At 73.6% G+C, this 23,862-nt stretch carries 18 protein-coding genes and 1 pseudogene; 7 read left to right on the top strand and 12 right to left on the bottom strand.

Translation table 11 applies throughout. The features are described from left to right. Window positions 1-69: 69 nt before the first annotated feature. The 9 genes from Asera_RS32800 to Asera_RS32760 all read right to left on the bottom strand — a co-directional run bounded on the left by Asera_RS32800 (window position 70) and on the right by Asera_RS32760 (window position 8,741). The gene (locus Asera_RS32800) at window positions 70-861 is read right to left on the bottom strand and encodes an rRNA adenine N-6-methyltransferase family protein (protein WP_030445055.1); all 792 of its coding nucleotides are present in this window, start codon (window positions 859-861) and stop codon (window positions 70-72) included. A gap of 309 nt (window positions 862-1,170) precedes the next feature. Continuing rightward, window positions 1,171-1,485, bottom strand: coding sequence for a transcriptional regulator (locus Asera_RS32795; RefSeq protein WP_030445056.1), 315 nt, complete (start codon window positions 1,483-1,485; stop codon window positions 1,171-1,173). After that, on the bottom strand, window positions 1,482-1,880 hold the full coding sequence (locus tag Asera_RS32790; RefSeq protein ID WP_030445057.1) for a type II toxin-antitoxin system RelE/ParE family toxin: 399 nt from the start codon (window positions 1,878-1,880) through the stop codon (window positions 1,482-1,484). The genes Asera_RS32795 and Asera_RS32790 overlap by 4 nt, the downstream gene beginning before the upstream one ends. 35 nt (window positions 1,881-1,915) lie before the next feature. Then, window positions 1,916-3,487, bottom strand: a complete 1,572-nt coding sequence (locus Asera_RS32785) for a phytoene desaturase family protein (RefSeq protein ID WP_030445058.1) — start codon at window positions 3,485-3,487, stop codon at window positions 1,916-1,918. Window positions 3,488-3,659: 172 nt separating this feature from the next. After that, window positions 3,660-4,883 (bottom strand): tetratricopeptide repeat protein, encoded by a 1,224-nt coding sequence (locus tag Asera_RS32780; protein ID WP_157034670.1) that lies wholly within the window; start codon window positions 4,881-4,883, stop codon window positions 3,660-3,662. Window positions 4,884-5,056: 173 nt separating this feature from the next. Further along, entirely contained in the window at window positions 5,057-6,061 is a 1,005-nt protein-coding gene (locus tag Asera_RS32775; RefSeq protein WP_030445060.1) for a CU044_5270 family protein, read from the bottom strand. A gap of 3 nt (window positions 6,062-6,064) precedes the next feature. Continuing rightward, window positions 6,065-6,586, bottom strand: a complete 522-nt coding sequence (locus Asera_RS32770) for a SigE family RNA polymerase sigma factor (protein ID WP_084131012.1) — start codon at window positions 6,584-6,586, stop codon at window positions 6,065-6,067. A gap of 89 nt (window positions 6,587-6,675) precedes the next feature. Beyond that, on the bottom strand, window positions 6,676-7,959 hold the full coding sequence (locus Asera_RS32765) for an outer membrane protein assembly factor BamB family protein (protein WP_157034671.1): 1,284 nt from the start codon (window positions 7,957-7,959) through the stop codon (window positions 6,676-6,678). A gap of 68 nt (window positions 7,960-8,027) precedes the next feature. Continuing rightward, on the bottom strand, window positions 8,028-8,741 hold the full coding sequence (locus Asera_RS32760; RefSeq protein WP_030445063.1) for a hypothetical protein: 714 nt from the start codon (window positions 8,739-8,741) through the stop codon (window positions 8,028-8,030). 212 nt (window positions 8,742-8,953) lie between these two features. Between Asera_RS32760 and Asera_RS32755 the strand changes: the two genes are divergently transcribed. Then, window positions 8,954-9,706 (top strand): response regulator transcription factor, encoded by a 753-nt coding sequence (locus Asera_RS32755; protein WP_084131013.1) that lies wholly within the window; start codon window positions 8,954-8,956, stop codon window positions 9,704-9,706. Window positions 9,707-9,788: 82 nt separating this feature from the next. Continuing rightward, a pseudogene (locus tag Asera_RS32750) lies at window positions 9,789-11,423 on the top strand (sensor histidine kinase); the annotation flags it as partial. 531 nt (window positions 11,424-11,954) lie between these two features. On the opposite strand, the gene Asera_RS32745 reads toward Asera_RS32750, so the two are convergent. Next, window positions 11,955-13,907: a DUF2264 domain-containing protein gene (locus tag Asera_RS32745; RefSeq protein WP_084131014.1), complete on the bottom strand. Its 1,953-nt coding sequence runs from the start codon at window positions 13,905-13,907 to the stop codon at window positions 11,955-11,957. Window positions 13,908-14,145: 238 nt separating this feature from the next. On the opposite strand from Asera_RS32745, the gene Asera_RS32740 reads away from it, so the two are divergent. The 4 genes from Asera_RS32740 (at window position 14,146) to Asera_RS32725 (ending at window position 20,594) form a co-directional block, all read left to right on the top strand. Beyond that, entirely contained in the window at window positions 14,146-15,537 is a 1,392-nt protein-coding gene (locus Asera_RS32740; RefSeq protein WP_211255499.1) for a Gfo/Idh/MocA family protein, read from the top strand. Window positions 15,538-16,025: 488 nt separating this feature from the next. Next, window positions 16,026-17,999: a trypsin-like peptidase domain-containing protein gene (locus Asera_RS32735; protein WP_051801916.1), complete on the top strand. Its 1,974-nt coding sequence runs from the start codon at window positions 16,026-16,028 to the stop codon at window positions 17,997-17,999. A 96-nt stretch (window positions 18,000-18,095) separates the two neighbouring features. Continuing rightward, window positions 18,096-19,763, top strand: a complete 1,668-nt coding sequence (locus tag Asera_RS32730; RefSeq protein WP_030445069.1) for a bifunctional 3'-5' exonuclease/DNA polymerase — start codon at window positions 18,096-18,098, stop codon at window positions 19,761-19,763. Between the two features lie 120 nt (window positions 19,764-19,883). Then, window positions 19,884-20,594 carry an MgtC/SapB family protein gene (locus Asera_RS32725; protein WP_244844128.1) on the top strand — a complete coding sequence of 237 codons (711 nt, stop codon included), beginning with the start codon at window positions 19,884-19,886 and terminating at the stop codon, window positions 20,592-20,594. A 39-nt stretch (window positions 20,595-20,633) separates the two neighbouring features. On the opposite strand, the gene Asera_RS32720 is transcribed toward Asera_RS32725, so the two are convergent. Then, the gene (locus tag Asera_RS32720) at window positions 20,634-21,134 is read right to left on the bottom strand and encodes an Lrp/AsnC family transcriptional regulator (protein WP_030445071.1); all 501 of its coding nucleotides are present in this window, start codon (window positions 21,132-21,134) and stop codon (window positions 20,634-20,636) included. Window positions 21,135-21,228: 94 nt separating this feature from the next. Between Asera_RS32720 and Asera_RS32715 the strand changes: the two genes are divergently transcribed. Beyond that, complete coding sequence (locus tag Asera_RS32715) at window positions 21,229-22,506, top strand: MFS transporter (protein WP_084131015.1); 1,278 nt, start codon at window positions 21,229-21,231, stop codon at window positions 22,504-22,506. Between the two features lie 61 nt (window positions 22,507-22,567). Here the strand turns inward: Asera_RS32715 and glyA are convergent, their stop codons facing one another. Beyond that, entirely contained in the window at window positions 22,568-23,842 is a 1,275-nt protein-coding gene (glyA, locus tag Asera_RS32710) for a serine hydroxymethyltransferase (protein WP_030445073.1), read from the bottom strand. Window positions 23,843-23,862: the final 20 nt, after the last annotated feature.

Genomic DNA, 23,862 nt, shown 5'->3' with positions numbered 1-23,862 from the left:
CGATCGACGCTTCGCCGGAACCACCCGCAGCAGGGTTCCCGGACGAAAGCAAGGCTCCTGGAAGCGACACTAGGAGATGGACCGGGCGCGCGCGGCGGGTTCGGCGACAACCGCCGCGGCGGCCAGCGCGGCCCACACCGACGGCGGTACGGCACCGGCGATCGCCGGCGGTGCGATTCCGGTGCTGCGCGCCAACCGGTGCGCCCTGGCCGCGGGCACGTGCGCGGCCAGTACCGCGGTCAGCGGCGCGGCGGGCCGGCGGTACGCGTCGGTCAGCAGCGCGCGCAGCACCGGCAGCGCCCGCCGGTCCAGCTGGCGCGGCCGTACCACCAGGTGCGCGGCGGCCACCCGCGGCGCCGGGGCGAAGGCGGTGGCGGGCACCCGCCGGGCGATCCGCAGCTCGTACCGCGCCGCCCACCACGCGGTCTCGGCGTCCCGCGGTACCGGCCGGGTCAGGCGGCGCGCGAACCCCCACTCGACCAGCAGATCGGCGCCGCGCAGCGGCACGTCCCGGCCGCCCAGCAGCCGGCGCAGCACGGCGGTACCGGTGGCGAACGGCAGGTTCGCCACCACCGCGAACAGCCGGCGCGGCAGCCGCACCCGGCGAAGGTCGTCCTCGACCACGGTGACCGGCCGCTGCGCGAACCGGCGCCGCAGCCGGGCCGCGAACGCCGCGTCCCGCTCCACCGCGACGATCCGGGCGCCGGTACCGGCCAGCGCCGCGGTCAGCACGCCGGGGCCGGCGCCGAGTTCGAGGACGAGGTCACCGCCGCGCGGCCGGGCCGACCGCAGCAGGCCGGCGATGACGGTGCGGTCGCGCAGGAAGTGCACGCCGGACGGGTTGCTTGCAGGTGCACGCATGGCAGGTACTCCCGGGATCAGGGTCCCGGGCGCGAGCCACGGCGGCAGCCAGCCAGCGATGCGAAGGAAGGGAAGCAACGGACGGCCGCGCACGGGACGGTGTCGATCGACAACCGCTGTCGAGCGCGGCGAAACGCCTTGCCGGCCAGGCGCCGCGAGCGGGCGTCCGGGCCGCTGATCAGGCCGCGCTCAGTGCTGGCGCAGCCGGATGTTCATGGCTCCCATGCCCGGCACCCTACCGCCCCTGCAACCGGCGCCTTATCGAATATCCCGTCACCGCCGCCGTGTCGGCGCGAGGCTCGCGTCGACTCAGGCGATCTGCCGCATGTCCGTCCCGTAGTCGAAGATGATCCGCAGTTTCGCGCCCAGCGCCTGTGCATAGCGACCGAGCGTGGCTACCTCGTTGACGTCGAGGTCGCCGTTCTCGATCTGACTGACTCGCCCTGGTGTGACGCCCATGGCCTCGGCAACATCCCGCTGCGTCAACCCGAGTCGCTTCCGCTCCTCCGCGAGGTGATACGCGCTGATCCACGCCTCGGTGCGCGCCCGCGCCTGCGCCAGCGCCTCGTCATCGCCGTCGTGCAACTCGGCCCGAACGTCGTCCCAGTCGTAGAACTCGGTCATCGATCCGTCTCCTTCCGGCGCTGAGCTTCCGCGATCAGCCAAGCCGCATATGCCTTCTCGGCGACCGGGATCGCCTCGGTGTACCAGGCTGACCAGTTACCCGCCTTGTTGCCGGCGGTCAGCAGAATCGCCTGCGACCAAGGGTCGAACGCGAACAGAATTCGCAGTGCCATCTCCCTGCCCGATCGGGGGCGCAGTTCTTTCAGGTTGTGTACGTCGGATCCATGCAGCGTGTCGACCAGTGGCCGGCCCAGTGCCGGACCGATTTCCGCAAGCAGGTCGATGGCTGCGTTGACGTCTCGGTAGGTGCTGGGCTGGGCTGTATTGAGTTCACGAAGCCACGCGCGAACCTCGCTAGTGACCCGGATGGTCCATCTTTCCCCGTTGGTGGACATCGCTAGACTATAGCTCGGGCTAAAGTTTGTCCATGTCAGTGCAGGTCGGCGAGGAGGGCGTGGGCGGCGTTGTGGCCGGCGCAGCCGATCACCGAGCCGGCCGGGAAGCAGCCGGCGGCGCCCGCGTAGACGCCGGCCACGCCGGTGCGGTACGGCATCCGGTCGGTGAAGCTGATCGCGTTGTCGACGTGGAAGATGTTGCCGCCGGTGATGCCGAAGTGTGCCTCGATGTCCGGCGGCGCCAGCGCGTACACGTCGTCGACCAGGTCACCGACGCCCGGCGCGTAGCCGTCGACGAACTCCAGCAGCCGCCGCACGTACCCGTCCTTCTCGGTGGCCCAGTCGGAGCCGGCCGGGGTGTGCGGCACGCCCTGCACGAACAGCGCCGAGGAGTGCCGGCCCGCGTCGTCGCCGAGCGACGGGTCGAGGGTGGAGTGCAGGTACCACTCGACCGGCGGCAGCGGATCGAGCCGGCCGGCGGCGGCCGCGTCGAACCCCTGCCGTACCGCGGTGAGCACCGAGCCGTCCGCGGCCGGCTCGGGCAGCAGGTGCACGGTGGTGCCGTGCTGGCCGCGCGGCTGCGGCAGCGCGGCGAACCGCGGCAGGTCGGACAGCGCCAGGTTGACCTTCATCGTCTGGCCGCCGGAGCGCCGGGCGTACCCGTCGATCCGGTCGGCCAGCTCCGGCGGGCAGGTCGCGCCGAGCAGCGCCGGCAGCCGGTACGGGTCGGTCGCCACCAGCACCGCGCTCGCGCCGTACTCGGCCGCGTCGGTGTCCGGGCCGCCGGTGCTGCGGGCGCGCACCCCGGTGACGGCGCCACCGGCGGTGGTGATCTCGTCGACGGTCACGCCGGTACGGATGGTGGCGCCGGCGGCGGTGGCGGCCGCGGCCAGCGTCCGGGTGACGGTGCCCATGCCGCCGCGGACCACCATCCAGGTGCCGTCCGCGCCGGGCAGCCGGCACATGTTGTGCACCAGCATGTTGTGGCCGCTGCCGGGCGTCCAGGGCGAGCCGGTCAGTCCCGGCATCCCGTCGGTGACCGCGTACATCGCGATCACCTGCTCGGAGGCGAACCCGAACCGGGACAGGTAGTCGATCGCCGAGCCGCGCACCAGGTCGACGAACGTGTCCCGCAGCTGCGGCCGGATGTACCGCTCGGCGGTCTGCTCCACCGGCAGCGGCTCGGCCAGCCAGGCCGGGGCGAGGTCGTTCGCCAGTGCGGACAGTTCGGCCCGCAGCGCCTCGTCGGCGCGGTCGTCGGCCTCGGTGAAGAACTCCGCGAACTGCCGGCGGGCAGCCGCCCGGTCGCCGCCGAGCAGCAGGTACCGCCCGTCGCGCGCGGGCAGGAAGTAGTGCGGGTCGCGCCGGACCAGCGGCAGGTCGATGTCGAGCGTCGCGATCAGCTCCGGCGGCATCAGCCCCAGCAGGTACGCCCCGGACGACACCCGGACCCCGGGAGTCTTGCCGAACGGTGCCTCGGTGCGGCAGGCGCCACCGACGACCTCGGCGCGCTCCAGTACCTGCACGGTCAGGCCGGCACGCGCCAGCAGGGTTGCCGCGACCAGCCCGTTGTGGCCGGCACCGACCACGATCACATCCGACGTCATGCCGTACTACCTACCATGCCGCACCCGCCCGGGCACGTGTCGATCATGGTGCAGCGCGAGTTGATCACCGTGCGATCCGTGCGATCCGTGCGATCCGTGCGATCCGTGCGGAGAGCGGTTGCCGGTCGACGCCATCCACGATCAACGCCGCGGAAGGAGCGTGCCGCGCGGGTCAGCGGCCGTGGCGGCCGGTGGTCCGGCGGGCCGGCGTGCCGGCCCGGTCCCGGCGGACCGCGCCGCGGGCGACGAGGTGACCGCACAGGCAGCCCAGCACGCCGAGCGCGACGGCGACCAGCAAGACCGGTACCGAGCCGGCGATGGCGCCGATCGGGCCGGCGAGTACCGCGAGGACGCCGAAGATCAGGCTGGCCACGAGCCCGCCGCGCCCGCCGGTCAGCTGGCGCCAGCCGGCCGCACTGCCCGCCAGCAGCAGCACCGTGACCACCACCAGGCCGACCGCGGCGATCCCGGTGACCGCCTGGTACCACCCGGTCGCGCCGGACGGCCGCAACACGAGCAGCATGCCGGCCACCGCCGCGGCGAGGATGCCCAGGACGGACAGGCAGTTGCCGAGCACGCGGGCCGGCCGGTGGGCACCGAGGGCCGGTTCGGCCCCGTTCGGGTCGGCCGGCTGCGGGTCCGGCGCCGGCGGCCGGCCCGAGGCGGTCGCGTCGTGCCGGCCGGTGTCCGGGGCGTAGGCGCGGAAGGTGTCCGGTTCGCCCGCCCACGGGTCGCTCGGTGCCATCGCCGGGTCGGCCTCGGGGCCGGCGGCGCGCAGCCCCGCGGCCGGGCCGCCGTCCAGCCGGTGGTGCAGCTCGGCCAGCTTGCGGGTGACCATCACGTCGCCGGGCGCCCGGTCCAGCGCGTCGGCGTACCCGGCGGCCGCCTTGTCCATGTCGCCGGCCCGCAGCGCGAGGTCGCCCAGCAGGACGTGCGGCTCGGCACGCTGCGGCGCGATCGACGCGGCGCGCTTGGCCAGCTGCCAGGCCTCCACCCCGCCGCCGGGCCGTTCGACCAGCGCGGCGGCCAGGTCGAGATGGGTGACCCAGCTGTCCGGCGCGGCCGACACCGCCGCCCGCATGGTGTTCAGTGCCGCGTCCCGGTCGCCGAGCCGCAGCGCCGCCTCGGAGAGCATCCGGTACCCGATCGCGCTGGCCGGGTCGAGCGCGACGGCCCGTTCGGCGGCGTCGCGCGCCTCGGTGTCGGCCGCGGTACCGCCGTTGCCGGCGAGCAGTGCCGCGGCCAGCCGCAGCCAGGTACGGGCGTGGTCGGGTTGCCGGCGCGCGAGCTCGCGCAGCGGCACCGACGCCTCGTCGGCGCGATGCTCCTTGAGTAGCTGCTCGGCTTCGTCCTGTAGCGACCGGAGGCGGTCGGGTTCGTTGCGAGCAGGTCCCACCGTTCCGATCGTCACGGCAGGTGAATACCACATCGGCCGCGCAATCCCCAACTTCGGCCCGCCCGTGCGGGGGGCCCGGCACACGCGCGGACGGCGGCTGCCCGGGCAACCGCCGTCCGCGTGCTGTCAGTGCCGGCGGCCGGCCGGCGTGGGGCTCCGGCCGACGGTCCGGGTCACTTCACGTGGTCGACCACGTCGACGGCCAGGACCGCCGTCCACGTCAGGTACTTTCCGGTGGCCGGGTCGTCGGTCTTGAAGCCGAGGAACCGGTAGTCGTGCCGGTCGAAGATGATCGTGTAGCGGATCTGGCTGTCGGGGTCGGTGATCGCCACCCCGACCCCCTTCCGGCCGGCCGCGTCGGTGGCGTCGCGGACCAGCTCGACGCCGGACAGCCGGCCGAGGTCGGTGTACAGCGGGCGGGCCAGCTCGGGTGGCACGATGCCCACGTTCAGCACGTTCTCGATGACCTCGAACCGCATCACGTTCAACCGCTTCTGCTGTCCCGGCTTCTGATCGGCCCGCTGCTGCGCGGCCGCATCGATCTTGCGCATCAGGGCGTCCGGGTCGGTCGGCAGCGTGGTGAGGTACTGGTAGGTCGGCTCGTCGAGGGTCGGGTGCTCGATCCGCGTCGTGGCGACGCCGGGTCCACCCTTGAGTGATCCGGTGGCCCAGCCCTGCTTGCTGCCGTCCACCGACAACCAGCTCTCGTCGGTGCCGCTGCGCTGGACGGTCCTGACGCCGCGCAGGTTGGACTCGACGTCGCCGTGCAGCTGTGCGCCGTCCACGTCGGGCGCCGGCTCCCGCAGCTTGACCGTGGTCTTCTGGTAGATGAACTGGTCCGGCCGGATCGTCCGGTTCTGGTGGTAGGCGGCCAGCGAGGCGCGGTTCAGCAACTCGGTGGCCGTCGCCGGCTGGCCGGTGGAAGCCGAGTGGGTGCCGGCCGCGGCCGGCGGCCGGGCGCCGTCGGGCGCGGCGCCGCCGCCCAGCACCACCGCGCCACCGACGGCGAGCGCGGCCACCGCGGCCACCCCGCCGGTCGCGACCGCCTGGGTGGCGCGCCGGCGCCGGGTCCGCCGGCGCCCCCGTTCGAGCGTGCTCTGGGCGAAACCTGCCGACATCGGCGGTTCATCGGTGGTGTCCGGTGCGTCGAACAGTTCCTGCAGTCGTGGATCGGACATGCCTCATCCCTTCGCTTCCGCGCGTCGCGGCTCGTCCCGGTAGCCGGGGAGCAGCGTGCGCAGGTTCGCCAGCGCGTTCGCGGTCTGGCTCTTGACGGTGCCGGGGGAGCGGCCGAGAACGCGGGCGGTCTCGTTCACGTCGAGCCGCTCCAGGTACCGCAGCGTCACCACCGCCCGCTGCCCGGCGGGCAACCGGGCCAGCGCCGCCGTCAGGTCCAACCGGTCGTCGGGGTCGCGCGCGCCCGGCGCCGGTCCGTCCGGCGGTTCGGTGGTGAGGAAGATCCGGCGGTACCAGGCCCGCCTCGTCTGCGCCAAGAACGTGCGGTAGAGCATCTTCCGGACATAGCCGTCGATCGACTCGACGCCTCGTACCCGGTTCCAGTGCTGGTACAGCTTGGCCAGCGTCTCCTGCACCAGGTCCTCCGCGGCGTGCCAGTTGCCGCTGAGGTGGTAGGCCGTGCGCCGCAGGCGAACCATGCTCGCCTCGACGTACGCCACGTACTCGCGTTCCCGATCGGCCCGCATCCAACCTCCCTTGACTCCCCACTGACAAAAGGGCGGGACGCGGACGATCGGTTGGGTCGCCGGCGGCTTTTTCGGCCGCGGGTCTCGGGTCAGCGCAGGCCGGTGAGGCGGCGGGCGACCGAGTCGTACAGCACGACCGCGCCCGGCACCGCGATGATCTCGTTCACCTCGCCCGGGATCGACACCGAACCCAGCCGCTTGCGGCCGGGCAGCGACCAGACGACGGCCGCGTACCGCTTGCCGCTGCGGTGTGCCTCCAGCACGGTGCCGCCGTCGGCGAGCAGCGCGGCGTTCAGCCCGGTGAAGTCGGGCCAGCTGGTGTCCTTTCCGGTACGCGGGTCGCGGGTGGACGCCGGCACCACCCGGTCGTTGGCGACCTGCGCCGCGTACATGTCGGCCGCCGGGGTGAAGCCCACGGTCAGGTGCGTGTCGGGCAGCCCGTACGTCGGGGTGGGCAGTTTGTACAGCGCGGTGCCGTCGGCCGCCGACACCGCGCCGGCGAACTGCGGCCCACCGATCACACCGGCGGAGAACCAGACGCGGTCCGGATCCTGCGGGAACGCGTCGACCCGGGCCAGCACCTGGGTACCGGGGCCGATCGGCTGCGCGTCGGTGACGAAGTCGTGCCGCCAGCGCGGCGTGCCGGCGCGGTCGTCGAGGTCGACCAGCTCCACCGAGAGCGAGTCGGAGTCGTTGCGCTGCACCGGAAGCAGCATCGAATCGGCGGTCGCCGCGTCGTCCGCGCCGAGCAGCGCGAACTGGTGCGAGTCGGGCCCGGGACGCCAGTGCCACAGGTGCTTGCCCGAGTCGATGTCGTACCCGTCGAGGCGGAACATGCCGTGCGCGATCCGGTCCGCGTGGGTGATCAGCGTGTGGTCGGTGGCCCACATCCGGTCGACCGAGCGGTACCCGTCGCCCGGCGAACCGAGCGACCGGTGCCACTTCACCGTTCCGGTCATCGCGTCGAACACCACGAGCAGTTGCTGGCTGTCGCGCTCGAACCAGGCGGCGAGGCGCTTGCCGTCCGGGCTCGCGGCGAGCCGGACCAGGCTCGACCGGGCGCCCCGCCGGGCGTAGTGCCACCGCTGCTTGCCGGTGCGGCCGTCGATCGCGACGACCTGGTCGGGCAGCCCCTTCGCGGTCGACGAGGTGCCGTAGATGAGGCCGGCACCGGCGGCGAGCGGCGCGGTACCGGACTCGACGGTGGCGGGCACGCTCCAGGCGACCTCGTCCGGCTGGCCGACCTGGGCCGGTACGTCGATCGCGGACGCGGTCGTCTCGTCGATGGCGAGGTCCGGCCCGCCACAGGCAGTGGCCGTACCGGCCAGCAGAGCGGTCAGGCCGAGCACGATGCCGGCCATCCGTACCCGCACGTCAACCTCCGTCGTGGCGTCGCGGCCCTGGGGCGTGTCTGGTGACGGGCGCAGATCGTACCGACGGATCAGTCGCGGAGGGTGAGCCAGGTGGCGAGGGCCTGCCCGAGGATGGCGCCGTCCGGACCGTAGATGGTCGTCGCCACGTACGTCTTGTGGCCGTCCGAGCCCAGACTACGGCCCATCACCACGCAGTGTTCGCCGGGCTTCGGCACGTCCCGGACCCGGGCCGCGATCCGGCCGACCACCTGCGGCCGGTGTTCGTGCTCGACGGTCCAGCCGCCCGGGCAGTCCAGCGCGGCCCAGACGATCTCCTCCGGCACCTGCCCGTCGGCGTCGGTGGCCGAGTCGTCCGGGACCCAGGGGCAGGCGGTACGGCCGGTGCCGTCGTCCAGCCGGCCGGGGAACAGCCGCAGCCCGTCGCCCTTGTCTCGCTGGTGACCGCAGACGAAGCACTTCGGGTACGGGTGCTCGGTGAAGCCCGGGTAGCCGGCCGAGGCCAGCTCGGCGACCTCGAAGCCGACCGGCGGGACGAGCGCGTCGAACGGCTCGGCCGGCCGGGCGCTCGCGATCAGCAACTCCCTGTCGTACAGGTGGACGTCGCCGGTGCGGGACGACTCGGTGTCGATGTCGAGCGGTCGCGACAGCGGCGGCGGCGTGTGTATGGTCACGACCGTGCCGTTGGCGCTGTGCGCGAGCTTGGCGAGCTGTCCGGCGACGTAGCCGGGACTGGCGCTGTCCGGCCGGCCCGCGAAACGGGGAGATATCGTCAGCTGTGTCATGAGGTTGCCGTCCGTGGGTGCGAGGTCGCCTTCACCGTACCTGTACGCCACGTGACGTCAAACGGGACAGTTGGTGACGGTGTGCATTCCTCGTCATGCACCAACCGTCTCACATCGCCGGCTCGGCGGCACGCTCATACCGCGGTGATTTCCAGTCAACTCACAGGCTTTCGTCAGTGGCGGCCCAGAGCTTCTGGGTAATGATGGGTCACATGGCCACAGGAACATCCGCGGGACCGAGTGATCTTGCTCAGCCGAGGGCCGGTGCGGGCGGGCGGCAGAGCGAGGCGCGCCTGCTCGTCGTCGAGGACGACCCGAACATTCTGGAACTGCTGTCGGCGAGCCTGCGCTACGCCGGCTTCGAGGTGAGCACCGCGACCCGGGGCCAGGAGGCCACGACGGCGGTCCAGCGTCGCCGCCCCGACCTCGTCGTGCTCGACGTGATGCTGCCCGACATGGACGGGTTCGAGGTGGCTCGGCGGATGCGCTCCGGCGGCGACCGCACCCCGGTCGTGTTCCTGACCGCCCGGGACGGCACCGAGGACAAGGTGCGCGGCCTGACCCTCGGCGGCGACGACTACGTGACCAAGCCGTTCAGCCTGGAGGAGGTCATCGCCCGGATCCGGGCGGTGCTGCGCCGCACCGGCGGGGAGTTCGAGCCGCCGCCGCGGCTCACCTTCGCCGACATCGAGCTGGACGAGGAGACGCACGAGGTCTACCGCGGCGGCAAGCTGATCAAGCTGTCGCCGACCGAGTTCAAGCTGCTGCGGTACTTCATGACCAACGCCGGCCGGGTGCTGTCCAAGGCGCAGATCCTCGACCACGTCTGGAACTACGACTTCCGCGGCGACGACTCGATCGTCGAGTCCTATGTGTCCTATCTGCGGCGCAAGGTCGACACCAGTGAACCGCGGCTGATCCACACGCTGCGCGGCGTCGGGTACGTGCTACGGATGCCGAGCTGATCACGAACATCACGGTGACCGGCCGAGTGCCGGCCACGGGGGAAGTGCGGGAAAGCCAGTGAGTTACGCCGATCCGACCAGGATGGCGCCGCCGCACCGGCGTCGCGGGGTGCGTGGCTTCCTGCGGACCACGGTCGGCCGGATGCCGCTCGCCAGCCGCATGGTGGCCGCCGCGATGGTGCTGGTGCTCGCCGGGCTGGTGCTGATCGGCGCGGCCAGCGTGATGTTCCTGCGCGGCTACCTGACCGCGCGGGTCGACGACCAGCTCAACTCGCTCAACCACCAGACGCGCACCAGGATCGAGCAGAAGATCAACGCGATGCCGAACACCGGCGGCTCGCAGAAGATCATCTTCAACGTGCAGGACCTGGTGCCGTCCAGCTCCGAGTCGCCGATGACGCTGAAGGCGCAGTACACCTTCGAGACCCGGCAGGACGACGGCACCCGCTACAGCATGACGGGCAGCGGGGAACAGCACCCGACGAACTATCCGGTCTACCCGCACACCGCCGCCGCGCTCAACGCCGCGGCCGGAAAGCCGTTCAGTACCGGATCGAACGACGGCGCGCACCGCTGGCGGGTGCTGGTGCAGCCGCTGAAGCTCGGCGACTCCAACCAGTACCTGATCATCTCCGCGTCGATGGACTCGGTGAACGCCACCATCAGCCGGTTGATCACGATCGAGGTGATCGTCGGCGCGGCGGTGCTGGTGCTGCTCGCGATCGTGGGCGCGGCGGTGGTCACCTACAGCCTGCACCCGTTGCGGGACATCGAACGAACCGCCGGCGCGATCGCCGCCGGCAACCTCGGCCTGCGGGTGCCCGAACGCGACCCGCGGACCGAGCTGGGCCGGCTCGGGCGGGCGCTGAACGCGATGCTGGGCCAGATCGAGGCGGCGTTCTCCGCGCAGGCCGGGTCCGAGCACGCCGCGCGCCGGTCCGCCGACGCCGCCCGGCGCGCCGCGGACGCGGCCCGGGCCTCGGCCGCCGCGGCGCACCGGTCCGAGGAGAAGATGCGCCGCTTCGTCGCCGACGCGAGCCACGAGTTGCGCACCCCGCTGACCACGATCCGCGGCTTCGCGGAGCTGTACCGGCAGCGGCTGGACACCGCCCCGGGCGCGGTCGAGCACGGTGACGAGCGTGCGGCCGAGGCGAACCGGCTGATGCGCCGGATCGAGGCCGAGGCGTCCCGGATGGGGCTGCTGGTCGAGGACCTGCTGATGCTGGCCCGGCTGGACCAGCAGCGCCCGGTCGCCTCCGAGCCGGTCGACCTGCTCGCGATCGCGGCCGACGCGGTGCAGTCGGCCCGCGCGATCGCGCCGGACCGCGACGTGTCGCTGCACGTCGGCGCCGGCTCGGACGGTCCGCCGGTGGTGCTGGGCGACGAGCCGCGGCTGCGCCAGGTGCTGCGCAACCTGGTCGACAACGCGCTGGCGCACACCCCGGCCGGTACCTCGGTGCAGATCCGGGTACGCACCGCGAACGGCGCGGCGGTCGTCGAGGTCGCCGACCAGGGGCCCGGGCTCACCCCCGAGCAACGAGACCGCGTGTTCGAGCGGTTCTACCGGGTCGACAAGGCACGGTCGCGAGAGGCCGGCGGTACCGGCCTGGGCCTGGCCATCGTCGCCTCGCTGGTCGCGGCACACCACGGCCGGGTGGACGTGGAGACGGCGCCGGGCGAGGGCGCCACGTTCCGGGTCACCCTGCCGCTCGCCCCGGACGACACCGACCTCCCGCCGGAGCCGGCCGAGCTCGACGACGTCGACCTTGCCGGCGAGCCGATCGCGCTGGGTTCCGGCCACACCGACGAGCCGCCGGCCGAGCAGGGCGACGAGCCGACCGGGGACCCGCTGCAGGCACCCGGCGACCGGGGGCCGGGCCCCGAATCATCGACCGCGGCACCGTCGGCCGACGCCGCGTCGTCGACGGTGGAGTCGCCGGGCGACGGCGCGGAGCTGCCGGCTGCTGCCGGGCCGTCGACGGTGGACGCGTCGGGCGATGAGGAGTCGCCGGCCGCGGAGTCGCCGGGCGGTGCCGGGGGGTCGGTGGCGGAGCCGCCGCGCGGCGCCGGGCCGTCGACGGCGGAGCCGTCCGCCGATGGTGCGGTGCCGGCCGATGCCGAGGCGGCGCGCGAGGATGCCGGCGACCCCGCGGACGAGCCGGGTGCCGGTGCCACGTCGGGGGTCGGCTCGTCCACGGAAGACGACCCGGCGGCGCCACCCCGGTCGCGCTGACCGGACCGGTTCGCCTCAGGCGCGCAGGGACGCACCCGGCCCGTCGCTGGCGTGTCGCTGGTAGCGCACCGCGCCGGCCGGCAGGTCGCCGAGCACCAGGCGGACCAGCTCGCCGTCCGGGTAACGCACCACCACGGTCCGGCCGGCCACAAGCACCGCGAAACCGGTTGCCAGCGCCTCCGGGTGCACGGCGTCGCCGCTGAGCACCGCGAGGCCGACGAACACCGTCTCGCCGCCGGAATGCGCGCCGCGCAGCAGCGGCGTGGCCGAGCACGGCCCGTACGCGTTGGCGTCGACGTCGGCGTGCACCCCGGCGCCGGCCCACCCCGCCAGCCCGACCAGCGTGGAGCTGACCGCCGATCCGCTGCGTGCCAGGGCGAACCGGTCACCGACCACTGTGGACGGTGGGATCCGGTCGGCGATCGCGTAGCCGCCCTCGCGCACCGCCGCGCGGGCCGGCCCGGAAACCAGGTGCGCGCGCACCTCCCAGCAGCCGCGGACCACCGTCGCGGTCTCCACCCGGTACTCGGTGTCGCCGACGGTCGCGGTGTGCCGGGACGCGGCGAACCGGTCGCCGAGCGCGACGCGTTCGATCCGGGCCCGGCGCGAGGCCGTGCCGTCCGGCGCGAGCAGCGCGAGATGGTTGTCCACGTCGGCGTGCCAGGCCGCGGGCGCCGCCTCCGGCCCGGTGTGCGTGCTGTACGCGAGCTTGGCGTAGTGCGGGTCGTCGTGCGCCGGCGCGGGCGGCGCCGCATTGTGGTCGCTGCCGTGGTTGAGCAGCCGTACGATGCCGTCGTGCACGGTCGAGGAGAGCAGGAATCCCGGCTCCGGCAACGCGACCACCTGGTCGGCGAGGTCGTTGGGCACCGACCGTTCCGGCTCGATCCACACCGGATGGTCGGCCGGCAGCAGCAGGCCGAGGAACCCCTTGCTCGCCCAGTACGGTGAGCCGGGGCCGGAGTAGTCCTGGGTGGTCGGCAGGAACGGTTCGTACCAGCCGAGGGTGAGCAGGCCGCGTTCGTCCGGGGCGCCGCGCTCGACGAAGTGGCGTACCACGTCGGAGGCGAGCCGCCGGGTCTGCCCGGGTGTGAGCGGGGTCGCGTCGAACAGCGCGCCGAGCCACAGCGGCGCCGCGCAGGCGAAGCGGTACGTCAGCGACCGGCCCTGGTGCACCGGCGCGCCGTCGGCGCCGAAGAAGTGCTGGTAGCCGGCCAGGAACTCGCGCAGCCGCTGCCGGTACGCCGCGCCCCGGCCGCCGTCGTCGTCGACCATCCTGGTCCACAGCAACGGGTAGAGGTGCATGGCCCAGCCGATGTAGTAGTCGAAGTTCGCGCCGGCGCCGTCGGAGTACCAGCCGTTCCCGCGGTACCACGGCTCGATCGTGTCCAGGCCGCGCTCGATCTCGGCCGGGTCGTGCGGACCGTCCACGGTGGCCAGGAACTGCTCGGTGACGACCTGGAACAGGATCCAGTTGTTGTCCCAGGTGCGTTTGCCGACGAAGCCACCGAGCCAGGTGCGCACGTTGTCCTGCTCGGCGGTCGACAGCCGGTCGAAGATCCACGGCCGGGTCTCGTGCAGCGCCAGCGCGATCGACGCCGCCTCCACCATCTGCTGGGAGCGGTCGACGATCACCGGCCAGGAGTCGTCCCGGCCGGGGGTGGTGCCGGCGACCAGGCCCGCCGCGTACCGTTCGATGAGCCCGGCAACGCCCTGCCCGCCGGCGCCACGGATCCGGAACGCGGCGAGCAGGAACGTCCGGGCGAAGCCCTCCAGCCCGTCGGACACCACGCCGGAGCGGCTGTTGCGGCCCGGCAGGCGGAACTGCCCGCCCCCGGCCGTCGCGTAGGGCGTGACCGAGCCGAGCAGGTGGTCGGCGAGCGTCTCCCAGTGCTGCCGACCCCAGCCGGTGCAGGTGGACAGCGACCGCTCCAGCGGTGGCAGCACGAGGTACGGCGGCGTGTCGGTCATGCGGTGGTGCTCCCAGCTGCGGTGTCGGGCGGAGGTCGGGGCGCCGGTCGTCGTCGCGGCGGGTCGGGATGGCGCCGCGGCTCAGCGCCGCCGGCCGGGGTTCGGCGGGCAGACAGAGGCCCGGGCCACGATGTGGGGTGTCGGATCGGCCCGCTGCGGGTCGCCGCGGCGACCGTTTCCGGTGGAGCCTCGGCGATTCATCTCGTCACCCTATCCTTCGGCCGCGTGCCGTCACGCGATGTGCGGCAGGTCGGGCCGAGACCTGTTCGCCTGGCCGATGCGGCACCTGCGGCTGCCCGGAATCGCCGGCCGGGTCGAGTACGCGCAGCTGCTGCACGACGCGTCGGAGGTGCGCCCGCTGGCGCTGGTGGGACGGCGCGTGCCCGGTCGCGGAGGCGTCGCCGGGCCGGGGCAGGATGCGGTCGAGGCGAACGAGGATGGGGGAGCGATGGGCGACGACGTACGGCTGGGCGTGATCGGGTTCGGGTTGCGCCGCAGCCTTGCCGTGGCGGCGCACCGGCCCGGGGCCGGCTCGCGGGTGGTCGCGGTCTGCGACCTGGACGAGCAGGTACGGGCGGGGGAGGCGGCGACGTTCGGCGCCGAGCTGGTGACCGCCGACTACCACGACCTGATCACCGCGCCCGGGGTGGACGCGATCATCGTCAACACCCCGGACCACACGCACGAGGCGATCGCGCTGGACGTGCTGCGCGGCGGCAAGCCGGTGTACGTGGAGAAGCCGCTCGGCATCACGATCGAGCAGTGCGACACGATGCTGCGTACCGCGCGGCAGACCGGCACCCGGATCTACGTCGGGCACAACATGCGGCACATGGGCGTGGTGCGGCTGATGCGCGACATCGTCGCGCGCGGCGACATCGGTACCCCGCAGACGGTGTGGGTCCGGCACTTCGTCGGGCACGGCGGCGACTTCTACTTCAAGGACTGGCACGCGGATCGGCGCAACACCACCGGCCTGCTGCTGCAGAAGGCGGCGCACGACATCGACGTGCTGCACTGGATCGCCGGCGGCTACGCGCAACAGGTCCAGGCGCTGGGCGACCTCAAGGTGTACGGCGACCTGCCGCGCCGCGCGCCCGGCGAGCCGAAGCCCGACGACTGGCTGTCACCCGCGACGAACTGGCCGCCGCGCTCCCAGCGCGACCTCAACGACGTGGTGGACGTGGAGGACGTGTCGCTGGTCAACATGCGGCTGGACAACGGCGTGCTCGCGGCGTACCAGCAGTGCCACTTCACGCCGGACTACTGGCGCAACTACACGGTCATCGGCGACGCCGGCCGGCTGGAGAACTTCGGCGACGGGCCGGGCGACGTGGTGAAGGTGTGGAACGCCAAGCGATCCGGGTACCGGCCCGAGGCCGACATCGAGTACCGGGTGCCGGACTCGGGCGGTTCGCACGGCGGCGCCGATCCGAAGATCATCGCGGAGTTCTGCCGGTTCGTTCGCGAGGGCGGCGCGACGGACACCTCGCCGGTGGCCGCCCGGATGAGCGTGGCGGCAGGCGTGCAGGCGACGAAGTCGTTGCGGGACAACGGAAGGCCGTACGAGGTTCCGCCGCTCGACCCGGACCTGGTGGACTACTTCGCGCGCGGGCAGGTCGAACGCTGACCTGACCGCGGCGCCACCGCGGCACCGGCGACGGTGCCGCGGCCGCTGTGTCTTCGCGGCGCAGTAATCGCTGTGTCGTCGTTCCAGTTCGCTCCGGCCCTTACCGAGGTCCGCTTCGGATTCCTCGCGCCGTACACCAGCCGGGTCGACGGCGCCGACCTCACCGCGTTCTACGATCAGGGGGCGTACCGCTCACCGGCGACGCGCGCGCCGCGGTCGCCGCCCTCGGCCTGCCGGCTCCGACGGTGGACCCGAGCACGCTGCGCGAGTGACCGCCGCGCCGGGCACGCATCGATTCGAGTAACTGCGGGGTCACTGTCCGAACGATTCGGACAATGATCCCCGGACGGGATTCACGCTCCCAGGGGATTCTCAGCAAGACCCCAGGCCGACCGCAGGGTGCCGAGCAAATCTGACCCCATGAGCGAGCGACAGCGAGCGAACCAGCAGTGCGGCGCTGGCCGGGTGCGGCGAAGCGGAGACCGGCCATGAGCGATCAGGACCGCGACCCCGGCCGCACCGACGAGCGGCCCGCCGTCGGGTCGGATCGGCCGGCCACCCCGGCCGAGGCCGGACCGTCCGCCGCGGACCGGGCCGCTGCCGGCCCGGCAGCGCCCGACCCGACCCCGCCGCCGGCCGCTGCCGGTACCGACGAGGTCGCCGCCGCGCAGCCCGCGACCACCGGGGCGCCGGAGCCGGTCGACACGCCGCCGGGCGAGGACGTGACGCAGGTGGTCCCGGCGGCCAGCGCGAACGCATCGAGCACGCCCGACGCGGTACCCCCTGGCGCGTCGGGCGGTGAGCGGCAGTGGGCCGAGGGCGCGCCCCCGCCGGAGTACGCCAGCCCGCAGCAGGCCGCCGCGGATCCTTCCGTCCCGGCCGGTGACGCGACGCCGGCCGGTTGGGCGCAGCCCGCGGCCGCGGCCGACCGGGCGACGGGAACGCCGACCGACCGGACCGACCAGCTCGCCGGGCAGGGCACCGAGGCAGCCGGGTACGCCAGCGAGCCGTCCGGGTACGCCACCGACACGTACGGCCAGCCGCCGGCCGCGGCGCCGCAGCCGGCCCTGGGATCGTACGGGCAGCAGCCCGCGCCCGGCCCGTACCAGCCGGTCGCCGGCCAACCCGCGCCCGGCCAGCCGGCGCCCGGCCAACCCGGTCCGGGCCAGCCGGTGCCCGGCCAACCTGGTCCGGGACAGCCGGTCGGTGGGCCGACCGACGCCACCGGTCAGTTCGGTGCCACCCAGCAGATCCCGGCGTACGCGCCGGCCGGGTACGGCATGCCGGCCTGGCAGCAGCCCGGGCCGTACGGCCCGAAGCCGCCGAGCAGGGCTCGTCGGTGGGTCGCGGCCGGTGCCGCCGCGGTGATCCTGGTGCTCGCCGGCGGTCTGGTCGGCGGTGCCACCGTGCACGCGCTGGACGGGAACACGCCGATGGAGTCGACGGTCGTGTCGAGCCCGGTGTCGGTCAAGGGCGGCTCGCTCGCCGACATGGTGAAGCAGGTCCGGCCGAGCGTGGTCTCGTTGAAGGTGCAGGCGGGCGACTCGGGTGACGAGGGTTCCGGCGTCATCATCTCGACCAACGGCATGATCGTGACGAACAACCACGTGGTCGAGGCGGCCGCGGACGGGAACGGGTCGATCCAGGTCACCTTCGACGACGGCACCACGGCGCCGGCGAAGATCGTCGGGCGCGATCCGTCCGGCGACCTGGCCGTGGTCCAGGCGCAGGGCAAGTCGCACCTGAAGCCGGCGGTCATCGGCAACAGCGACAAGCTGGCGCCGGGCGACGGCGTGGTGGCGATCGGCAGCCCGCTCGGGCTGGAGGGCACGGTCACCCAGGGCATCGTGTCGGCGCTCAACCGCAGCTACACGGTGTCCACCGAACAGCAGCCGCAGCGGCAGAACCCGTTCGACTTCCAGGACCCGCAGAAGCAGCAACAGCAGCAGGGCAGCGGCGCGATCACCATCCCGAACGCGATCCAGACCGACGCGGCGATCAACCCGGGCAACTCCGGCGGTCCGCTGCTGAACATGTCCGGTCAGGTGATCGGGATCAACAGCGCGATCCGCTCGTCGGACAGCTCGGGCGGCGGCCAGGGCGGCAGCATCGGCATCGGCTTCGCGATCCCGATCAACGTCGCGAAGGCGACCGCGGACAAGCTGATCAAGGGCGAGAAGGTGCAGCACCCGCTGTTCGGCGTGTCGGTGGCGACCGCCAGTGACTCGAACGGCAACGGGAGCGGTGCGCTGGTCGCCGCGGTCACCAAGGGTGGCCCTGCGGACAAGGCGGGGCTGAAGAAGGGTGACGTGATCACCCAGGTCGACGACACCAAGGTGGCGAGCTCCGACGCGCTGGTCTCGGTGGTGGCCCAGCACCAGCCGGGTGACAAGGTGAAGGTCACCTACACCCGCAACGGCAAGACGCACACCGCGACCGCGACTCTCGCGGCAGCGAAGTAACCCGTACGACGAGGACGGGGCCCGCCGGATCTCCGGCGGGCCCCGTCGCGTACCCGCAGCCCGGGTCCTGTCGGTGGGTGGGTGCAGGATCGGGGAGTGCGATGGGCGGTGTACGACGACGAGTCCGGCGGCGGTGCGCTCGCCGGCCTCGATCCGTCCGGCGCGCTCGGCGCCGCGACGGCGGTGCCGTCGCTGGCCACGGCGGTCGCCGCGGGCGAGGCGGCCGACGTCCGGTGGGTCTGGCCGGACACCGCGCGCTGCTACCCGGGCCTGCTGCGGGCGGGTGCCCGGGTGGCCCGGTGCCACGATCTGGCGCTGGCGGAGGGTCTGTTGCTGGGGCATGCCGGGCGCTGGGGTGAGCCGCGGGCGTTGCCGGCGGCGTGGGCCCGGCTGCACGACCTGCCGGTGCCGGACGACGAGCCGTCGACGGGCGCCCCGCAGCCGGGCCGGCCCACCCAGCCGGCGCTGTTCGCGCCGGTCCGGGAGCCGCTGCCCGGGGCGTCGTCGCCGCTGGCCGCGGTGGCCGAGGTGCATGCCGACCAGCAGACCCGCATCGCCGCGCTGCCCGATCCGGCCCGGTTCCGCCTGCTGGTTGCGGTGGAGTCGGCGGGTGCGCTGGCCGCGGCCGAGCTGGGCGCGGTGGGTCTGCCGTGGCGGGCCGACGTGCACGACCGGCTGCTGACCGAGGCGCTCGGTGCCCGCCCGGTGGGGGGCGGCCGGCCGCCGATGCTGGCCGGGCTGGCGGCGCAGATCGACGCGGCGTTCGGGTTCCGGCTCAACCCCGACTCGCCGGCGGAGGTGGTGGCCGCGTTCCGCAAGGTGGGGGTCACGGTGACCTCGACCCGGGCGTACGTGCTGCGCGAGGTCGAGCATCCGGCGGTGGCGCCGCTGCTGCGGTACAAGGAGCTGTCCCGGCTGCACGTCGCGAACGGCTGGCAGTTCCTCGCCGACTGGGTGGTCGGCGGTCGGTTCCGGCCGGAGTACGTGGCGGGTGCGGTCGTGTCGGGCCGCTGGGGGACGCGCGGCGGCGGCGCGCTGCAGATCCCGAAGGCGGTGCGCCGCGCGGTGGTCGCGGACCCGGGCTGGACGCTGGTGGTGGCCGACGCCGGTCAGCTGGAGCCGCGGGTGTTGGCGGCGCTGTCCGGCGATCGCGGCATGGCGACCGCGGCCGGCCCCGGCGACATGTACGGCGCGCTCGCCGCCTCGGCGTTCGACGGCGACCGGGGCAAGGCGAAGATCGCCCTGCTCGCCGCGATGTACGGCGGGACCACGGGCGCCGGTGGCGCGCTGCTCGCCACGCTGCGGCGCCGGTTCCCGGACGCGGTGGGGTACGTGGAGGCGGCGGCCCGGGTCGGTGAGCAGGGTGGGCTGGTGCGGTCGTTGCTGGGGCGCACCTGCCCGCCGGCGTCGACACCGGTGGCCGGGCCGGGGGAGCCGGCCGAGGCGGCGGAACCGGTGTCGGCGTCGTCGGCGCGGGCTCGGGGCCGGTTCACCCGCAACTTCGTCATCCAGGCGACGGCGGCGGAGTGGGCGTTGTTGCTGCTGGCCGAGTTGCGCCGGCGGCTGACCTCGATGGCCGGCACCGAGCTGGTGTTCTTCCAGCACGACGAGGTGGTGGTGCACTGCCGGCGCGAGGTGGCGGCGGAGGTGGCCGCGGCCGTGACCGCGTCGGCGCAGGAGGCGACGCGGCTGCTGTTCGGCCCGACGCCGGTGCACTTTCCGCTCGACGTGGCCACCGTCGAGTGTTATGCCGATGCGAAATGAACGGATGTCGCTGTGATCTTACGGTTCATTTAACGCGACCTTCGGGGATCTTCCGCTACGCTTACCCGTCTCGCGATACCGCGAGGGGAAGGAGGATCCTCAACCGGTATGACCAATATAGTGGCGTTTGGTGAGCCCATCGGGCAGGGCTGGACGCAGATCGGCGAGCTCGCCTTGGCGTTGGTGCTGTGTACGGTCATCGGGCTGGAGCGCGAGCTGGCGCAGAAGGCCGCCGGGCTGCGCACGCACACCCTGGTCGGCGTCGGCGCGGCGCTGATCATGCTCATCTCCAAGTACGGGTTCAGCGACGTGATCGGCCCGCACGTCGGGCTCGACCCGTCCCGGATCGCGGCGCAGATCGTGTCCGGCATCGGCTTCATCGGTGGCGGGCTGATCTTCGTCCGCCGCGACGCGGTCCGCGGCCTGACCACCGCCGCGGTGATCTGGATGTCGGCTGCCGTCGGCATGGCCTGCGGCGCCGGACTGTGGCTGCTCGCGATCGTGGTGACCGCCGGCCACTTCCTCGTGCTGTACGGCTATCCGGCGGTCGGCCGGCTGCTGCCGCGCTCGAAGTGGGCGCCGTCGAACCTGACGATGACCTACCGCGGCGGCCAGGGCGTGCTGCGCAACGCGCTCGCCGCCTGCACCGACCGCGGCATCACCGTCGCGGAGATCTCCACCGAGCAGGTCGAGGAGGGTACCGGCGGGCGGGTGCAGGTCGCGCTGACGCTGCGCGGCGTGCGCGACCCGGGCGATCTCGCCGCGAGCCTGTCCGAGATCGACGGAGTGGTCACCGTGCGCGCCGGCGACGAGGAAGGCAGTACCGACTGAGCACGCGGTGCGGTGGGCCCACCGCCCCGCCGCACCGCGTCACCAGCCGTCCGCGGCCGTGACCTGCCCCGGCGCGGTGGGCGGCGGCTCGACCTCGTGCCGCTCGTACGGGGTGGACAGCACGATGTGCGACCGTGCCTCGCCGTGCCGCTCGCCAAGCTGTTCCAGGAACCCCTCCAGGTGCGCCATCGACGCGACCCGCACCTTGAGCAGCGTGCACGACTCGCTGGCGAGCTTGTGCACCTCGACGATCTCCGGGTAGTCGGCGGCGCGTGCGGTGCGCAGCAGACACCGGCCCGGCGCGCACCGCAGCATCAGGAACGCGGTGAGCGGCAGCCCGGCCCGGGCCGGGTCCAGCCGGGCCTGGTATCCGGTGATGATGCCGGTGTCCTGCAGCCGCCGGACCCGGTCGGCGACCGCCGGCGGCGACAGGTTCACCTTCCGGGCGAGCGACTTGTACGACTGGCGGCCGTCGGTCTGCAGCTCGTGCAGGATCCGCCAGTCGAGGTCGTCGAGCGTGACGTCCGGACGGAAGGTCATCGCCGGCAACCTCCTTCCGTACGAGAGGTGCGGGGCCGGAAACTCCACCCGTCGGCCATTCACCTGGCGGCGCGACTTTCCTAGCCTGCTTCGCATGGCAACCTACCCCGTACCCCCGCCGGCGCGCCGGCGCACGATGGGCGCCCTGTTTCTCGGCGCGGCCTGCGTCAACGCCGCGATGACCGTGGCCGGTACCGCCGCGACGCTGCTCGTCGCCGACCGGCTCGGAACCGGCTGGGCCGGCCTCGGCAGTACCGCCGGGGTCGCCGGCACCGCCGCCGGCGTGCTGTTGCTGAGCCGGTTGATGGCCCGGCACGGCCGGCGTAGCGGCCTGCGCGCCGGCGCCCTCACCGGTACCGCGGGCGCGGCGATGGCGACCGCCGGTGCGGGGGTCGGCTCGGTGCCGGTGCTGCTGGCCGGCATGCTGCTGGTCGGCGTGGGAAACGCCGCGGCCCAGCTCGCCCGGTACGCGGCGGCGGAGGAGTTCGCCGCGGGCCGGCGGGCGACGGCGCTCGGCGCGGTGGTGTGGGCCGGCACCGTCGGCGCGGTCGGCGGTCCGCTGCTGTTGGGCCCGGCGACCGGCTGGCCGGGCCGGTCCGGGTGGCCGCCGCTGACCGGCGCCTTCGCCCTGGCGCTGGCCTGTCTCGCGGCCGCAGCGGTCGCGTTCGCGCTGGTGGCCAGGCGCCCGCCGGTCGGCTCGGAGGAGGCCGGGCTCGCGGCGGCGTGGCCGCTGCGGTCGCTGCTGGCCCGCCCGGACATCCGGCTCGCGCTGACCGCGATGCTGACGGCGCAGGTGGTGATGACCGCGGTGATGACCGCGGCCCCGCTGTCGATGCACCAGCACGGGCAGCCGATGGGGATGGTCGGGCTGGTGGTGTCGACGCACACGCTGGGCATGTTCGCGCTCGCGCCGCTGTCCGGCCGGCTCGCCGACCGGTTCGGCGGCCGTACGGTCGTCGCGGTCGGCCTGGCCACGCTGGCGCTCGCCGGCGTGCTCGTGACCGGTACCGCCGGGTCGGCCGGGCCGGGGTTGCCGGTGGCGCTGTTCGTGCTCGGGTACGGCTGGAACCTGGCGTTCGTCGGGGCCAGTTCGCTGCTGGTACGCGGGCTGCCCAGCGCGGTGGAGGCGCGGGTGCAGGGCCTGGTGGAGAGCTGGTCCTGGGCCGGTGGTGGTGCCGCGACGCTCGGTTCGACCGCGGTGCTCGGGGTCGCCGGCTACCCGCCGCTCGCGCTCGGCGCCGGCGCGCTGGTCGCGGTACCGGCGGCGCTGCTGGTCGCGCACCGCCGCCGCGCACCTACCTCCAGCGCGGTCGATCAGGGGGCAGGTGCCGGGGAGAGCGCCCGCCTCGACACCGATCCCGTGAGCCCTTGATCAACGCGGTGCGAGCGGTGCGCCGAACGGCGGCGCACCACTCACCGGGCCGGGCGAAGCGTCACAGTGACGGGTAGAGCGGGTACTTGTCGGCGAGGGCGGCGACGCGGTCGCGCAGCGCGGCGGCGCGGGCCTCGTCGAAGTCCGCCGACAGCGCGCCGGCGATGATGTCGGCGACCTCGGTGAACGCGTCGGTGTCGAAGCCGCGGGTGGCGAGCGCCGGGGTACCGATGCGCAGGCCGGAGGTGACCATCGGCGGGCGCGGGTCGAACGGCACCGCGTTGCGGTTGACGGTGATGCCGAGGTCGTGCAGCCGGTCCTCGGCCTGCCGGCCGTCCAGCTCGGAGTCGCGCAGGTCGACCAGCACCAGGTGCACGTCGGTGCCACCGGTGAGCACCCGCACGCCGGCGGCGGCGAGCTCGGGCGCGCTCAGCCGCTCGGCGAGGATCTTGGCGCCCGTCAGGGTGCGCCGCTGCCGGTCGGCGAACTCCTCGGAGGCGGCGACCTTGAACGAGACCGCCTTGGCCGCGATCACGTGCTCCAGCGGACCGCCCTGCTGGCCGGGGAACACCGCCGAGTTGATCTTCTTGGCCAGCTCGGGACTGTTGGTCAGGATGACGCCGCCGCGCGGGCCGCCGAGCGTCTTGTGCGTGGTGGTGGTGACGATGTCGGCGTGCTCGACCGGGTTCGGGTGCAGGCCGGCGGCGACCAGCCCGGCGAAGTGCGCCATGTCGACCAGCAGCAGCGCGCCGACCTCGTCGGCGATCTGGCGGAAGGCGGCGAAGTCGAGCTGGCGGGGGTACGCCGACCAGCCGGCGACGATCATCTTCGGCTTGTGCTCGACCGCGAGCCGGCGTACCTCGGCCATGTCGACCCGGTAGTCGGTCTCGGCGACGTGGTAGGCGACCACGTGGTACAGCTTGCCGGAGAAGTTGATCTTCATGCCGTGGGTCAGGTGGCCGCCGTGCGCCAGGTCCAGGCCGAGGATGGTGTCGCCCGGGGTCAGCGTGGCGAACATGGCGGCGGCGTTGGCCTGCGCGCCGGAGTGGGGCTGGACGTTCGCGAACCCGGCGCCGAACAGGCCCTTGACCCGCTCGATCGCCAGCCGCTCGATCACGTCGACATGCTCGCAGCCGCCGTAGTAGCGGCGGCCGGGGTAGCCCTCGGCGTACTTGTTGGTCAGCACGGAACCCTGCGCGGACAGCACCGAGACCGGGGCGAAGTTCTCCGAGGCGATCATCTCCAGCGTCGACTGCTGCCGGTGCAGCTCGGCGCCGATGGCCGTCGCGACCTCGGGGTCGGTGTCAGCGAGGGAACGGTTCAGCAGGTCGGTCATCCCCCCATCCTCCCCGCTGC

The organism is Actinocatenispora sera (genome assembly GCF_018324685.1).
GTDB lineage: Bacteria > Actinomycetota > Actinomycetes > Mycobacteriales > Micromonosporaceae > Actinocatenispora > Actinocatenispora sera.
This window is presented reverse-complemented; position numbering and strand designations above follow the sequence as displayed.

Excerpts from the sequence above, each read along its gene's own strand:
- Asera_RS32800 (WP_030445055.1), bottom strand. The coding sequence starts at position 861 with ATGCGTGCACCTGCAAGCAACCCGTCCGGCGTGCACTTCCTGCGCGAC.
- Asera_RS32795 (WP_030445056.1), bottom strand. The coding sequence starts at position 1,485 with ATGACCGAGTTCTACGACTGGGACGACGTTCGGGCCGAGTTGCACGAC.
- Asera_RS32790 (WP_030445057.1), bottom strand. The coding sequence starts at position 1,880 with ATGTCCACCAACGGGGAAAGATGGACCATCCGGGTCACTAGCGAGGTT.
- Asera_RS32785 (WP_030445058.1), bottom strand. The coding sequence starts at position 3,487 with ATGACGTCGGATGTGATCGTGGTCGGTGCCGGCCACAACGGGCTGGTC.
- Asera_RS32775 (WP_030445060.1), bottom strand. The coding sequence starts at position 6,061 with ATGTCCGATCCACGACTGCAGGAACTGTTCGACGCACCGGACACCACC.
- Asera_RS32770 (WP_084131012.1), bottom strand. The coding sequence starts at position 6,586 with ATGCGGGCCGATCGGGAACGCGAGTACGTGGCGTACGTCGAGGCGAGC.
- Asera_RS32760 (WP_030445063.1), bottom strand. The coding sequence starts at position 8,741 with ATGACACAGCTGACGATATCTCCCCGTTTCGCGGGCCGGCCGGACAGC.
- Asera_RS32755 (WP_084131013.1), top strand. The coding sequence starts at position 8,954 with ATGGCCACAGGAACATCCGCGGGACCGAGTGATCTTGCTCAGCCGAGG.
- Asera_RS32745 (WP_084131014.1), bottom strand. The coding sequence starts at position 13,907 with ATGACCGACACGCCGCCGTACCTCGTGCTGCCACCGCTGGAGCGGTCG.
- Asera_RS32740 (WP_211255499.1), top strand. The coding sequence starts at position 14,146 with ATGTGCGGCAGGTCGGGCCGAGACCTGTTCGCCTGGCCGATGCGGCAC.
- Asera_RS32735 (WP_051801916.1), top strand. The coding sequence starts at position 16,026 with ATGAGCGATCAGGACCGCGACCCCGGCCGCACCGACGAGCGGCCCGCC.
- Asera_RS32720 (WP_030445071.1), bottom strand. The coding sequence starts at position 21,134 with ATGACCTTCCGTCCGGACGTCACGCTCGACGACCTCGACTGGCGGATC.
- Asera_RS32715 (WP_084131015.1), top strand. The coding sequence starts at position 21,229 with ATGGCAACCTACCCCGTACCCCCGCCGGCGCGCCGGCGCACGATGGGC.
- glyA (WP_030445073.1), bottom strand. The coding sequence starts at position 23,842 with ATGACCGACCTGCTGAACCGTTCCCTCGCTGACACCGACCCCGAGGTC.